The sequence below is a fragment of the Klebsiella sp. K-Nf6 genome, assembly GCF_002806655.1.
GTDB classification, from domain to species: domain Bacteria; phylum Pseudomonadota; class Gammaproteobacteria; order Enterobacterales; family Enterobacteriaceae; genus Klebsiella; species Klebsiella variicola.
On sequence record NZ_PIBN01000026.1, the window covers coordinates 26,553 to 40,277 of the forward strand.

The following is a 13,725-nucleotide window of genomic DNA, read 5'->3' on the forward strand; positions in this document are numbered from 1 at the left end:
TAGATCGCCTTCTGTATTTCCGCCTGTCAGGCGGCAACAAACGAGTAGCATAACGATGAGTCTGAACCTGGTAAGTGAACAATTACTGTCGGCAAATGGCCTGAATCATCAGGATCTGTTTGCCATTCTTGGTCAACTGACCGAGCGCCGCCTCGATTACGGCGATCTCTATTTTCAGTCGAGCTATCACGAATCCTGGGTTCTGGAAGACAGCATCATTAAAGATGGGTCGTACAACATTGACCAGGGCGTAGGCGTGCGCGCCGTCAGCGGCGAAAAAACGGGCTTTGCCTACGCGGACCAGATTAGCAAGCTGGCGCTGGAGCAGAGTGCCCAGGCAGCGCGGACGATTGTGCGTGATACCGGTAATGGCAAAGTACAGACCCTGGGAGTCGTTGAGTACAGCCCTTTGTACACCAGCATCGACCCGCTGCAGAGTATGAGTCGGGAAGAGAAGCTGGATATTCTGCGTCGGGTGGACAAAGTCGCCCGGGCGGCGGACAAGCGCGTGCAGGAAGTGTCGGCCAGCCTGAGCGGCGTTTATGAGCTGATTCTGGTGGCCGCCACCGACGGCACCCTCGCCGCGGACGTTCGCCCGCTGGTGCGCCTTTCGGTCAGCGTGCTGGTGGAAGAGGATGGCAAGCGTGAGCGCGGCAGCAGCGGCGGCGGTGGACGCTTTGGCTATGACTATTTCCTCGCCTCCCAGGAGGGCGACGTGCGGGCTGATGCCTGGGCGAAAGAAGCCGTGCGCATGGCGCTGGTGAACCTTTCGGCAGTCGCCGCCCCGGCGGGGATGCTGCCGGTGGTGCTCGGCGCCGGCTGGCCTGGCGTCCTGCTGCACGAAGCGGTCGGCCATGGGCTGGAAGGTGATTTCAACCGTCGCGGCACCTCGGTCTTTAGCGGCCATATGGGGGAATTAGTTGCCTCTGAGCTGTGCACCGTGGTGGATGACGGCACCATCGTCGATCGTCGTGGGTCGGTCGCCATCGATGACGAAGGCACGCCGGGGCAATATAACGTGCTGATCGAAAACGGCATCCTGAAAGGCTATATGCAGGATAAGCTCAATGCGCGTCTGATGGGCGTCGCGCCGACCGGTAACGGCCGTCGCGAGTCGTATGCCCATCTGCCGATGCCGCGTATGACCAACACCTATATGCTGGCGGGCCAGTCGACGCCGCAGGAGATTATCGAGTCGGTCGACTACGGTATCTTCGCGCCTAACTTTGGCGGCGGGCAGGTGGATATCACCTCCGGTAAGTTTGTCTTCTCTACCTCCGAGGCCTATCTGATCGAAAAAGGCAAGGTCACGAAGGCGGTGAAAGGGGCCACGCTGATCGGCTCCGGGATTGAAACCATGCAGCAGATTTCGATGGTAGGGAATGACCTGCGGCTGGATAACGGCGTTGGCGTTTGCGGCAAAGAAGGCCAGAGCGTGCCGGTGGGCGTCGGCCAGCCGACCCTGAAGGTCGATAATCTTACCGTCGGCGGTACTGCCTGATCCTGACCTGGTTCCCGGCGCCGCCGGGAACCGCTTCACCGGGCGATCCCGCGCCCGTGCATGCCCTGATAGATCTTCGCCACGTCGACAAAATATTCCGTCAGATAGTTGATACAGACCTGCACTTTCAGCGGCAGTTTATCCTTTTCCGTATACAGCGCGTAGACCGGCCGCGGATCGGACTGGTAGCTGGGCAGCAGGATCTCAAGCTCGCCGCGGTTGATCTCTTCGATCGCCCACATCAATGGTACATAAGCGATACCCACCCCGGCTGTCAGCCAGCGTATCAGCGTCATGGGATCGTTGGTCACAAAGCGCCCCTGCGGGATCAGGCGGGTTGAGATCCCTTCCGGGGCGATAATTTCAAATTCGTTATCCGGACGTACGCTATATTCCAGCCATGAATGGCTGGCGAAATCGGCCGGTTTCTCCGGATTGCCTGCCTGCGCCAGATAGCTTTTGGCGGCGCATAATACCATCGGCATTGAGCCCAGGCGGCGGGAAAAAAGGCTGGAATCCTGCAGGGCGCCCACACGGATCACCACGTCAAGGCCGTCGGCGATCAGGTCCGGGGCCGGTATGCCGGTGACCAGATTGACGGAGAGTCCGGGGTATTCTTTCAGCATTTCCGCCGTTATGCGCGCCAGAACATTTTGTGCCATAGTTGAAGAGCAACCAATGCGCAGCGTCCCGATGGGGGTGTTATTAAATGCGTATAATTGCTCATGGACATCCTGCGCTTCAAACAGCATCCTACGGCAGCCCTGGTAATAGATTTTACCTGCTTCAGTTAAACCAAGGCTGCGGGTGCTGCGGTTGAGCAGCTTTACCTGCAGCTCATCTTCCAGTTTGGCGACGGTCTGACTGATCGAAGAAACGCTCATCTGAAGCTGGCGGGCCGCCGCGGTGAATGAACCTAATTCGACCACTTTGGCGAAAACGGACATGCGTTTTAATCGTTCCATTATTCACTCTGGCTTAAAAGTGATTTAGATCACACATTGTAGATAATGCGGCAATCGTTACGTTAATATATTGTTAGCTACATAATAAACGCATCTGCTCACTACCTGTACGCTTCTTATTCAAGGTCATCATGAGTCTGTTTCCTGTCATCGTGATTTTCGGCTTATCGTTTCCGCCGATCTTCTTCGAGTTGCTTTTGTCGCTGGCCATCTTTTGGCTGGTGCACCGACTGCTGGTTCCGACCGGCATTTACGATTTTGTCTGGCACCCTGCACTGTTTAATACGGCGCTATATTGCTGCCTTTTTTATTTGATATCGCGCTTGTTCGTTTGAGGTTGATGTGAAAACACTAACAAGAAATATCCTCCGTACCGCTATTACCGTGATACTGGTCATTTTGGCCTTCGTGGCGATTTTCCGCGCCTGGGTCTACTACACCGCTTCGCCGTGGACGCGGGATGCGCGCTTTAGCGCTGACATTGTGGCGATTGCCCCTGACGTCTCCGGGCTGATTTCCCAAGTCAACGTCAAGGATAACCAACTGGTTAAGAAAGACCAGGTATTGTTCGTTATTGACCAACCTCGTTACCAAAAAGCGCTGGCGGAGGCGGAAGCCGATGTTGCCTACTACCAGACCTTAGCGCAGGAGAAGCGCGTTGAAGCGGGTCGGCGTAATAAGCTGGGCATACAGGCGATGTCGCGGGAAGAGATAGACCAGGCGAACAACGTGCTGCAAACCGTTGAGCATCAGCTGGCGAAAGCGGTAGCCAGCCGCGATCTGGCCAGGCTGGACCTCGAGCGCACAGAAATTCGCGCCCCTGCGGATGGCTGGGTGACCAACCTTAACGTCTATACCGGGGAGTTTATTACCCGTGGCTCCACGGCGGTGGCGCTGGTGAAAGAGAATACGTTTTACGTCATGGCCTATCTGGAAGAGACCAAGCTGGAAGGCGTCCGCCCTGGCTACCGTGCGGAGATTACCCCACTTGGCAGCAGTAAAACCATTAAAGGGACAGTGGACAGTATCGCTGCAGGGGTGACCAACGCCAGCAGCAGCAGCGACGCGAAAGGGATGGCCTCGGTCGACTCCAACCTTGAGTGGGTGCGTCTGGCGCAGCGTGTGCCGGTGCGTATTCGCCTCGACCAGCAGCAGGGCAATCTGTGGCCATCGGGCACCACGGCGACGGTGGTGATCACCGGTAAAGAAGACCGCGATACCAGCCGGGCCAACTTCTTCCAGAAACTGGCTATGCGCCTGCGCGAATTCGGTTAATCGCTATGGGGACATATACCATTGCTCCCCGGCATCTCCGCTTTGCCATTAAGCTTGCATGCGCGGTGGTGCTGGCGCTGTTTGTCGGTTTCCATTTTCAGCTCGAAACGCCGCGCTGGGCGGTACTGACGGCAGCGATCGTCGCCGCCGGGCCGGCTTTTGCTGCCGGCGGTGAACCTTACTCTGGCGCGATCCGCTATCGCGGGATGTTGCGCATTGCCGGGACCTTTATTGGCTGTATTGCGGCGCTGGTTATCATCATCCTGATGATCCGCGCGCCTCTGCTGATGATGCTGGTCTGCTGCCTGTGGGCCGGGTTTTGTACCTGGATTTCGTCGCTGGTTAAGGTCGAAAACTCTTATGCCTGGGGGCTGGCCGGGTACACCGCGCTGATTATCATTATTACCATCCATACCAATCCGATGCTGGCGCCGCAGTTTGCGGTCGAACGCTGTAGCGAAATTGTCATCGGTATTGTCAGCGCTATCGTCGCCGACCTGCTGTTCTCTCCACGTTCGATTAAAAAAGAGATCGACCTTGAACTGGATAACCTGCTGATTGCTCAATATAAGCTGATGCAGTTATGCGTCGCCCACGGCGAAAAAGAGGAAGTGGATCAGGCGTGGGGCGCGCTGGTGCGTCGCACCACGGCGCTGGAAGGTATGCGCAGTAATCTGATCATGGAATCCTCACGCTGGGCGAAGGCGAATCAGCGTCTGAAGGCGATCAATACCCTCTCGTTAACGCTTATCACCCAAGCGTGCGAAACCTACCTGATTCAAAACTCGCGCCCGGAAATGGTGACGGATGACTACCGTGAGCTGTTTGCTGAGCCGGTTGAGACAGTGCAGGATGTCCACCAGCAGCTGAAGCGTATGCGCCGTTTCCTGACCTGGAAAGGCGAGCATAATACACCCGTCACCATCTACAGCTGGGTGGGCGCAGCCACGCGTTACTTATTGCTCAAGCGCGGCGTGGTGGGCAACACCAAAATCAGTCGCATTGAAGATGGTGTGCTGCGCGGCGAAGCGGTGGTCAAAGTGGAGTCTGCCGAGCGCCACCATGCGATGGTGAACTTTTGGCGCACCTCTGTCTCCTGTATCCTCGGGACGTTGTTCTGGCTGTGGACGGGCTGGACCTCTGGCAGCGGCGCGATGGTGATGATTGCCGTCGTTACCGCGCTGGCGATGCGCCTGCCTAACCCCCGAATGGTGGCGATGGACTTCCTCTACGGCACCCTGGCGGCGTTACCGCTGGGTACCTTGTACTTCCTGGTGATCATGCCGGCGACGCAGCAGAGTATGCTGCTGCTCTGTATCAGCCTGGCGGCGATGGCGTTCTTTATCGGTATCGAAGTGCAGAAAAGGCGTCTCGGATCGCTGGGGGCGCTGGCGAGCACCATCAACATTCTGGTGCTGGATAACCCGATGCAGTTTCAGTTCAGTCAGTTTCTTGACAGTGCGCTGGGGCAGATCGTCGGCTGTTTCCTTGCCCTGATGGTGATTCTGCTCGTCAGAGATAACTCACGGGCCAGAACCGGTCGGGTGCTGTTGAACCAGTTTGTCTCTGCGGCGGTCTCCTCACTGACAACGAACTCGGCGCGTCGCAAAGAGAATCATCTGCCCGCGCTCTATCAGCAGTTGTTTTTATTGCTCAACAAGTTCCCCGGCGATGTCGCCCGCTTCCGTCTGGCGTTGACGTTGATTATTGCCCATCAGCGCCTGCGCGATGCGCCCGTGCCGGTGAACGACGATCTGTCGGCCTTCCATCGACAGCTGCGACGTACCGCAGATCATGTGATCTCCGCCGGGAGTGATGATAAGCGTCGGCGCTACTTTATCCAGCTGCTGGCTGAGCTTGATGTCTATCAGGAGAAGTTGCGGGTCTGGGAAGCTTCGCCGCAGGTGACCGAGCCCGTGCGGCGGCTGGTTGAGATGTTGCACAAGTACCAGCATGTGCTGACCAGCAGTTAACCCCTAAACCGACGCCCAGGCGTCGGTTTTTTTATCGCTATACTTAACGGCGACAGGAAGAGAAGCGGGAGGGGCTGCCATGACCACCTATACGTTTGATTTTGACGAAATCGCCGAACAACAGGATTTCTACCGGGAGTTTTCCCGAACCTTTGAGCTGGCTCAGGATAAGGTCAACAACCTGGATTCACTGTGGGATGCGGTGACTGGTGGGCTGCTGCCATTGCCGCTGGATATTGAGTTTATTCATTTAAATGACATGCAGCGTCGGCGCTTCGGCGCACTGATTTTATTATTTGATGAAGCAGAGGAAGAGCTGGAGGGGGAGTTGCGCTTTAACGCCCGGCATGGCTAACGTTCATCTCTAATCTGTTGAATATGGGTGAAGGCTTCCCACCAGAGGTTGCGCGCCTCGCTGGCCGTGACGGACGTGTTCCTGAATCAGGGGAGCGCATTTAGAAATCGCTGTTCCGGACGGGTCTGGCGATGAACCAAAAAAAAGCCCCCGGCAGGCGGGGGCAAGTCGTCGAAATAAGACGACGAGGGTTTATTTGTACAGCTCAGCGGTGGCGTGCCAGCTATCGCCGGTACGTGCTTCAATAATACGGTAGCTGCTGGCGCCTTCTTTCTCGGCTTTAGCGGCCAGCTCCTGACGCATGTCCATTGGCGCACTGCCAACCTGGGATACGGAGATGGTGCCCATGGACTGCAGATTTTGTGCTTGCTCAGCGTTGACTTGTTGAACGGCCGCGCTTGCGCCGAAAGAGAGAACGGAAGCCAGGCCAAGGGATGCGATGATCATTGCGCGTTTCATAATCTTTACTCCAGTCTTTGTTTTGCCGCGGCGGGGGATGTATGCGCCCAGGCCGCGGTAGAGAATCTGTGTCGGGTTAGTCGTTGACGAACTACAACTTATTTATAAAGCTCAGCGGTGGCATGCCAGTGGTCGCCAGTGCGGGCTTCGATAATGCGATAAGAAGAAGCCCCTTCTTCCTGCGCTTTCTTGTTCAGCATTTCATGCATATCCATCGGGGAAGAGGCTACCGCGCCGACGGAAACTGTGCCGATGGCCTCGCGGCCCTGGGCTTGCTCGCTGTTGATAACGTCAGCGGCAAAAGCGCCAAACGACACGACGGACAGGATGCTGAGTGCTGCTACAGTGGTTTTGATTTTCATGATGTTCACCTCGTCGAATCTTTTTGTTGAGGGTCTTTGTTTCGTGACCCTCATCACAAAACCAAGTATACACTAATCACCAAAAATATTAATACCATGCTAATTGTTTTGCGCGTTAATAGTTACAATGAATTGCGCTTTTTATAACCTATAAGAATTAAAAATGACAACTTATCCGCAGTGATAAGATTTATTTCTAATAAAATCATAAAGGTATGCGAATTTGATCTTTTGTGCGTTTTAGGCGTTTCCCTTAAGTAAAAGAACGTATAGACGCGTTAAATCACACAAAATGTTAAATAATTGTTGGATTGAGGGGCGTGAGAGAGAAAGAAAGGGGAGTCGCCCTCTGACGATTGCCAGAGGGGAATACTCAGAGTTCCTGTTCGAACAGGACCAGGATGGCGTCGTGCAGATCTTTCACCGTAAAGCCGCGCGCAGGGGTGGTGAAGATGGTGTCATCCCCGGCGATGCTGCCGAGAATACCTTCCGCCTTGCCCAGCGAGTCGAGAAGACGGGCAATCAGCTGCGCCGCGCCGGGGCTGGTGTGAATCACCACGACGGCATCGTTATAGTCGATATCCAGCACCAGATTTTTCAGCGGGCTGGAGGTGGTCGGCACGCCAAGCTCAGCAGGCAGGCAATAGACCATTTCCATTTTGGCGTTACGGGTACGAACCGCGCCAAATTTGGTGAGCATGCGGGAAACCTTCGATTGGTTGATATTCTCGAAGCCTTCTTCCTGCAGCGCCTGGACGATCTCTCCCTGCGAGCTGAATTTCTCTTCTTTAAGCAGCGCTTTAAACGCTTTAACCAGTTCTTCTTGTTTTGCCGAACTTCGCATAAGTCACCCAGATTATGGTGGTAAAAACAACATCATTATGCATAACCGTGAATTTTTATGCAAATAATCCGCAACGGGATAGGTCAATAATGTTATGAAGGGGGCATATTTTAGCAAAAAAACCATATAAGGAACATGTTCACATCACAACGCTTAAAGCCATGTAAAAGTAAATGAAATGTTATTGAGTTGGTGTTGTTTTGCGCAACTGGCTGGGTGTATTGTAACCAACAGTCGATCCGGTACTTCGCTTTGCTGGATGGTCAGTCAGGAAGCATAAAGTGCGCCGCTGTTCTATTGCTACGCACAATAATGCATTCTTCAGCCATAATCATTGTAATTGTTCATCTTGTGAATTAAGGTCCAGGCGACGGAATAACGAAAGACTAAATTAACCATAATAAGGAGTTTAGGATGAAAGTTGCAGTCCTTGGCGCCGCCGGTGGTATCGGCCAGGCGCTTGCCCTACTACTTAAGACCCAACTGCCTTCAGGTTCAGAGCTCTCGTTGTACGACATCGCTCCGGTTACGCCGGGCGTGGCGGTAGATCTAAGTCATATCCCCACAGATGTAAAAATTAAAGGATTTTCCGGTGAAGATGCTACCCCGGCGCTGGAAGGCGCTGATGTGGTGCTGATCTCCGCGGGCGTAGCGCGTAAGCCCGGCATGGATCGTTCCGACCTGTTTAATGTGAATGCCGGCATCGTTAAGAACCTGGTGCAGCAGATTGCCAAAACCTGCCCGCAGGCCTGCATCGGTGTTATCACCAACCCGGTGAACACCACCGTGGCTATCGCCGCCGAAGTGCTGAAAAAAGCCGGCGTGTACGATAAAAACAAGCTGTTCGGCGTCACCACGCTGGACATTATCCGCTCCAATACCTTTGTCGCTGAGCTGAAAGGTAAATCGGCAACTGAGGTGGAAGTTCCGGTCATCGGTGGTCACTCCGGCGTCACCATTCTGCCATTATTGTCGCAGATCCCGGGCGTCAGCTTCAGCGAGCAGGAAGTGGCTGATCTGACTAAACGCATTCAAAACGCCGGTACCGAAGTCGTGGAAGCGAAAGCGGGCGGCGGGTCGGCGACATTGTCGATGGGTCAGGCGGCTGCGCGCTTTGGTCTCTCTCTGGTTCGCGCGATGCAGGGCGAAAAAGGTGTGGTGGAGTGCGCCTACGTGGAAGGCGACGGCCACTATGCGCGTTTCTTCTCCCAGCCGCTGCTGCTGGGGAAAAACGGCGTGGAAGAGCGTCAGTCTATCGGCAAACTCAGCGCCTTTGAGCAGCAGGCGCTGGAAGGCATGCTGGACACCCTGAAGAAAGATATCGCGCTCGGCGAAGACTTCGTCAACAAGTAACCTCGCACGTGCAAAAAAGCCGGAACCGTTGTTCCGGCTTTTTATTGCCTCACTTTTCGCCCCAATGCGCCAGCGGTCGGGCAAATCTGCTAAAATCCCCCGCGTTTTAAGCCACCAGCCATGAGGACAGCGTGAAAAAGATCGAAAGAAAACAGACCCGGGACCAAATCGCGCAGATGATTCGTTATCAGATCCTCTCCGGCGCTATGAAACCCGGGGAGGAACTGACCCAGGAGAACATCGCGGAACAGTTGGGACTTTCACGTATGCCGGTTAGGGAAGCGCTACAGTCCCTTGAACAGGAAGGATTTCTGGTGCGCTTGCCTAACCGACATATGCAGGTCTCTACGCTGGCCGTCGAGGATGTGAGCCATATTTTTCGCGTTATCGCGGTGATGGCTGCGGAACTGTTTGCCCTCGTGCCGGCAAATCAGGGGGAATTACTTCGCGCACGCGCGCAGGCGCTGGCGCGTGCTGGCGATAACGCTGGTGAACTGGCGTTTCATCAGTTGCTGATTTCCTATCTTGATAACCGCTATCTGGCAAAGGCGTATCAGCAATTTTTGGATGGTTATATTTCCTATGTCATTCTGTACCTGAAAGAGGATGGCCAGGAGTCGGCGCTGATCCTGAGCGAACTGGCGAGCGCTATTGGCCGTGGTGAAGGCGAAAAAATTGCTCAGGCAACACAGCGTTATTTCCTTATGCTTGCGGAGATAATGCGTCAACATATGAAGGATTGGGAAAGTGCAGAAGCCTAAATTAGGGAAAATTAAGCTTCTTTCTGCGAAGGAGCAGGTTGCGGCAGTTTTGCGTAAAGCGATCCTTTCGCGGGATTTAGTGGAAGGGCAGGAAATTACCCTTGAAGGGATTGCCAGAATGGTTGGCGTCTCCAGCATGCCGGTACGTGAAGCGTTTCAAATTTTAGCCGCCGATGGCCTGATTCAAGTGCGGCCGAATAAAGGTGCGGTGGTGCTGGGGATTAATGAGCAGACTATCCGCGAGCATTACGAAATTCGCGCCGTACTGGAAAGTGAAGCGGTGGCGAAAGCTTCTCGTCCAGGGACAGATATTTCACGCATCGCTCAGGTTCATTATGCCGCAGAGAAGGCGTTGGCAGACAATAATTCTGCTGAATATTCCGACCTGAATCAGGCCTTCCACATGGAGATCTGGAACGCGGCGGGAAATGAAAAAATGAAGATGCTGCTCTGCAACATGTGGAACGGACTGTCGATGGGGCACAAGGTGACTGAAGAAGAGTACGCCGTCATTTCCATCCGTGAACATAAAGCGATCTTACAAGCGCTTGAGCAGCATAACGAAGCGCTGGCCCGCCAGCGAATGCATGAACATATTATCCGCTCAATGGAGAATATGCTCACCCGATACCTGCCCGATCCTGATCCCTGACCGGATCGATCGCCAGCGAATGGCTGGCGTTTATTATATTTATCAACGTTATTAATTCCTTCACGTGACGATCTGCGCAGGATCTTGATGCAGATCTCATTGCGCGATCATTCCACAAAAACGCATTGACTTACTTTTTACATGGGCATAATTTCTCCCTCGTCAATATTGGATACAATATCATATATCATTGATAGGAAAAATTATAAGTATGGAACCGATTACCATCACCCTATGTTTGCTGGTGTTCGCTATCGTCATGTTCGTGTGGGAGAAGGTGCCGCTGGCAGTGACTTCCATGGTGGTTTGCGTGGCGTTAGTGGTTACTGGCGTATTGGATCTGAAGCAGGCCTTTGCCGGTTTTATCGACAGCAATGTCATTCTTTTCGTCGCCATGTTTATCGTTGGCGGGGCGTTATTTGAGACCGGGATGGCCAATAAAGTCGGTGGGGTGATCACTCACTTCGCCAAAACGGAGAAACAGCTGATCTTCACCATTATGGTAGTCGTCGGCGTAATGTCAGGTTTTCTCTCCAATACCGGTACGGCAGCCGTATTAATCCCGGTCGTCATTGGCGTGGCCGCCAAATCGGGATTTTCCCGCTCGCGTCTGCTGATGCCGCTGGTGTTTGCTGCCGCGCTGGGCGGCAACCTGTCGCTGATTGGCGCCCCGGGCAACCTGATCGCGCAATCGGCCTTGCAGAACATCGGCAGCGGCTTCGGTTTCTTTGAGTATGCGAAAGTGGGTCTACCGATGCTGGTCTGCGGCATCCTCTATTTCCTGACCATCGGCTATAAGTTTTTGCCTAATAATCCAAACAGCGGGGAAGTGGGCAGCGTCGGTGAACAGCGGGATTACAGCCACGTTCCACGCTGGAAGCAGATCCTGTCCCTGGTGGTGTTGATCGCCACGATCCTCGGCATGATTTTCGAAAAACAGACCGGCATTAGCCTGGCGGTGGCCGGCTGTATCGGTGCCCTGGTGCTGGTGGTTACCGGGGTGCTGACGGAAAAGCAAGCTTACAAGGCCATTGATTCACAGACTATTTTTATCTTCGGCGGCACCCTGGCGCTGGCAAAGGCGCTGGAAATGACCGGGGCGGGCAAGCTGGTGGCTGACCAGGTTATTGGCCTGCTGGGCAACAACTCCTCACCGTTTATGCTGCTGGTGGTGGTCTTTGCCCTCTCCGTGGTGATGACCAACTTTATGTCCAATACCGCCACCGTCGCGCTGTTGGTGCCGGTGAGCCTGTCGATTGCCGCCGGTATGGGCGCCGATCCGCGTGCGGTGCTGATGGCGACCGTTATTGGCAGCTCCTGCGCCTATGCGACGCCGATCGGTATGCCCGCCAATATGATGGTGCTGTCGGCCGGGGGCTATAAGTTCGTCGATTACGCCAAATCCGGCATCCCTCTGATTATCGTTTCCACCATTGTCAGCCTGATCCTGCTGCCAATCCTTTTCCCTTTTCATCCGTAATTTACGGACGCTGTTCTGACTAAGGAGCCTTTATGAGCAAGAGTGAACAGATATCCCGCATGACCGACATCATGGCCAGATTTGTGGGATATACCGGCAAAGTATTGCCTGATGACGTCACAGCAAAACTAAAAGAGTTGCATAAGAAAGAGACCAGCCAATTGGCGGACGTCATCTTTACCACCATGATTGAAAACCAGCGTCTGGCGAAAGAGCTGGATCGTCCCTCCTGCCAGGATACCGGCGTGATCCAGTTTCTGGTGGAGTGCGGCGCCAACTTCCCGCTGATCGGCGAACTGGAAGCGCTGCTGCGCGAATCGGTGATCAAAGCCACCGTCGACTCCCCGCTGCGCCATAACAGCGTCGAGACCTTTGATGAATACAACACCGGTAAAAACGTCGGCAAAGGGACGCCCACCGTTTTCTGGGAGATCGTCCCGGATTCTGACCAGTGCAGCATCTACACCTATATGGCGGGCGGCGGCTGCTCGCTGCCGGGTAAAGCGATGGTGCTGATGCCGGGCGCTGGTTACGAAGGCGTAACCCGTTTCGTGCTGGATGTGATGACCAGCTATGGCCTGAACGCCTGTCCGCCATTGCTGGTTGGCGTTGGGGTGGCAACGTCAGTGGAAACCGCGGCGCTGCTGTCGAAGAAAGCGCTGATGCGCCCGATTGGCTCGCACAATGATAACGAACGCGCGGCATCGCTGGAAAAAATGCTCGAAGACGGCATCAACAAAATCGGCCTTGGCCCGCAGGGGATGTCCGGCAATACCTCCGTGATGGGCGTCAATATCGAAAATACCGCACGCCATCCTTCCACCATTGGCGTGGCGGTCAACGTCGGCTGCTGGTCGCACCGCAAAGGACATATCGTTTTCGATAAAGACCTGAACTACACCATTACGTCTCACACAGGAGTGGCTTTCTGATGACTAAAAAAATACTCACTACGCCCATTAAAGATGAAGATTTAGCTGATATTAAAGCGGGCGATATTATTTATCTCAATGGCCATATTGTGACCTGTCGCGATGTTGCCCATCGCCGTTTAATTGAGGGCGGTCGTGAATTACCGGTCAACGTTGCTGGCGGCGCGATATTACACGCCGGGCCAATTGTGCGGCCGATTAAAGGTTCGGAAGATAAATTTGAAATGGTCTCCGTTGGGCCGACGACCAGTATGCGCATGGAGAAGTTTGAAAAAGAGTTTATTGCCAGAACTGGCGTGAAATTAATTGTCGGCAAAGGCGGTATGGGTAAGGGGACCGAAGAGGGCTGCGCCGAGCATAAAGCCTTGCACTGCGTGTTTCCGGCCGGCTGCGCGGTTGTCGCCGCGGTCTGCGTCGAAGAAATCGAAGATGCGCAGTGGCGTGATTTAGGGATGCCGGAAACTTTATGGGTCTGTCGGGTGAAAGAGTTCGGGCCGTTAATTGTCTCAATCGATACCCACGGCAATAACCTGTTTGAGCAGAATAAAGTGATCTTTAATCAGCGCAAAGACATTGTCGCCGATGAAATCTGCAAACATGTGAGCTTCATTAAATAACCCCGATTGAATATATAGCGCAGTAATGGCAGCGGTAGCTGACCGTTAAACAGAGGCTTCTGACCAGGCGGTCCGGGGAAATCCACTCGGCTAACGCGGTCTGCCGTTAGCCATTATTGCGCCCCTCCCAAAGGCTATTTTATGACTGACAATGCCGTCCTCCTGGGCGAAGGCTTCACCCTGATGTTTCTCGGCA

The 13,725-nt window shown here is 54.3% G+C and carries 15 protein-coding genes; 11 read left to right on the top strand and 4 right to left on the bottom strand.

Translation table 11 applies throughout. The features are described 5' to 3' along the window. Nucleotides 1-55: 55 nt before the first annotated feature. A complete protein-coding gene (gene tldD / locus CWM61_RS27130) occupies nt 56-1,501 on the top strand; it encodes a metalloprotease TldD (protein ID WP_100632208.1) in 1,446 nt (481 codons plus the stop codon). A gap of 35 nt (nt 1,502-1,536) precedes the next feature. On the opposite strand, the gene aaeR is transcribed toward tldD, so the two are convergent. Then, nucleotides 1,537-2,466: an HTH-type transcriptional activator AaeR gene (gene aaeR, locus CWM61_RS27135; RefSeq protein ID WP_074387431.1), complete on the bottom strand. Its 930-nt coding sequence runs from the start codon at nt 2,464-2,466 to the stop codon at nt 1,537-1,539. 131 nt (nt 2,467-2,597) lie between these two features. Between aaeR and aaeX the strand changes: the two genes are divergently transcribed. The 4 genes from aaeX (at nt 2,598) to CWM61_RS27155 (ending at nt 6,069) form a co-directional block, all read left to right on the top strand. Next, entirely contained in the window at nt 2,598-2,801 is a 204-nt protein-coding gene (gene aaeX / locus CWM61_RS27140; RefSeq protein ID WP_002918640.1) for a p-hydroxybenzoic acid efflux pump operon protein AaeX, read from the top strand. Nucleotides 2,802-2,808: 7 nt separating this feature from the next. Beyond that, nucleotides 2,809-3,741 (top strand): p-hydroxybenzoic acid efflux pump subunit AaeA, encoded by a 933-nt coding sequence (gene aaeA, locus CWM61_RS27145; protein WP_074387432.1) that lies wholly within the window; start codon nt 2,809-2,811, stop codon nt 3,739-3,741. A gap of 5 nt (nt 3,742-3,746) precedes the next feature. Continuing rightward, a complete protein-coding gene (gene aaeB / locus CWM61_RS27150) occupies nt 3,747-5,714 on the top strand; it encodes a p-hydroxybenzoic acid efflux pump subunit AaeB (protein ID WP_100632209.1) in 1,968 nt (655 codons plus the stop codon). 79 nt (nt 5,715-5,793) lie between these two features. Further along, complete coding sequence (locus CWM61_RS27155) at nt 5,794-6,069, top strand: barstar family protein (RefSeq protein WP_061153164.1); 276 nt, start codon at nt 5,794-5,796, stop codon at nt 6,067-6,069. Nucleotides 6,070-6,261: 192 nt separating this feature from the next. Here CWM61_RS27155 and yhcN-B read toward each other — a convergent pair whose 3' ends face one another. The 3 genes from yhcN-B to argR all read right to left on the bottom strand — a co-directional run bounded on the left by yhcN-B (nt 6,262) and on the right by argR (nt 7,734). Further along, nucleotides 6,262-6,528, bottom strand: a complete 267-nt coding sequence (gene yhcN-B, locus CWM61_RS27160) for a DUF1471 family stress response protein YhcN-B (protein ID WP_008806680.1) — start codon at nt 6,526-6,528, stop codon at nt 6,262-6,264. 98 nt (nt 6,529-6,626) lie between these two features. Further along, nucleotides 6,627-6,890, bottom strand: a complete 264-nt coding sequence (gene yhcN, locus CWM61_RS27165; protein ID WP_008806679.1) for a peroxide/acid stress response protein YhcN — start codon at nt 6,888-6,890, stop codon at nt 6,627-6,629. A 373-nt stretch (nt 6,891-7,263) separates the two neighbouring features. Next, nucleotides 7,264-7,734, bottom strand: a complete 471-nt coding sequence (gene argR, locus CWM61_RS27170) for a transcriptional regulator ArgR (RefSeq protein WP_002918625.1) — start codon at nt 7,732-7,734, stop codon at nt 7,264-7,266. A 414-nt stretch (nt 7,735-8,148) separates the two neighbouring features. Between argR and mdh the strand changes: the two genes are divergently transcribed. The 6 genes from mdh (at nt 8,149) to ttdB (ending at nt 13,529) form a co-directional block, all read left to right on the top strand. Continuing rightward, entirely contained in the window at nt 8,149-9,087 is a 939-nt protein-coding gene (gene mdh, locus CWM61_RS27175) for a malate dehydrogenase (RefSeq protein WP_061153167.1), read from the top strand. A 131-nt stretch (nt 9,088-9,218) separates the two neighbouring features. Further along, nucleotides 9,219-9,848, top strand: a complete 630-nt coding sequence (locus tag CWM61_RS27180; RefSeq protein WP_100632210.1) for a GntR family transcriptional regulator — start codon at nt 9,219-9,221, stop codon at nt 9,846-9,848. After that, on the top strand, nt 9,835-10,500 hold the full coding sequence (locus CWM61_RS27185; protein ID WP_100632211.1) for a GntR family transcriptional regulator: 666 nt from the start codon (nt 9,835-9,837) through the stop codon (nt 10,498-10,500). Before CWM61_RS27180 ends, CWM61_RS27185 begins: the two co-directional genes overlap by 14 nt. A 211-nt stretch (nt 10,501-10,711) precedes the next feature. After that, nucleotides 10,712-11,980 (top strand): SLC13 family permease, encoded by a 1,269-nt coding sequence (locus tag CWM61_RS27190; protein ID WP_012967161.1) that lies wholly within the window; start codon nt 10,712-10,714, stop codon nt 11,978-11,980. 32 nt (nt 11,981-12,012) lie between these two features. After that, the gene (gene ttdA, locus CWM61_RS27195; RefSeq protein WP_012540456.1) at nt 12,013-12,912 is read left to right on the top strand and encodes a L(+)-tartrate dehydratase subunit alpha; all 900 of its coding nucleotides are present in this window, start codon (nt 12,013-12,015) and stop codon (nt 12,910-12,912) included. Beyond that, on the top strand, nt 12,912-13,529 hold the full coding sequence (ttdB, locus tag CWM61_RS27200) for a L(+)-tartrate dehydratase subunit beta (RefSeq protein ID WP_074387435.1): 618 nt from the start codon (nt 12,912-12,914) through the stop codon (nt 13,527-13,529). Before ttdA ends, ttdB begins: the two co-directional genes overlap by 1 nt. The last annotated feature ends 196 nt before the right edge of the window (nt 13,530-13,725 follow it).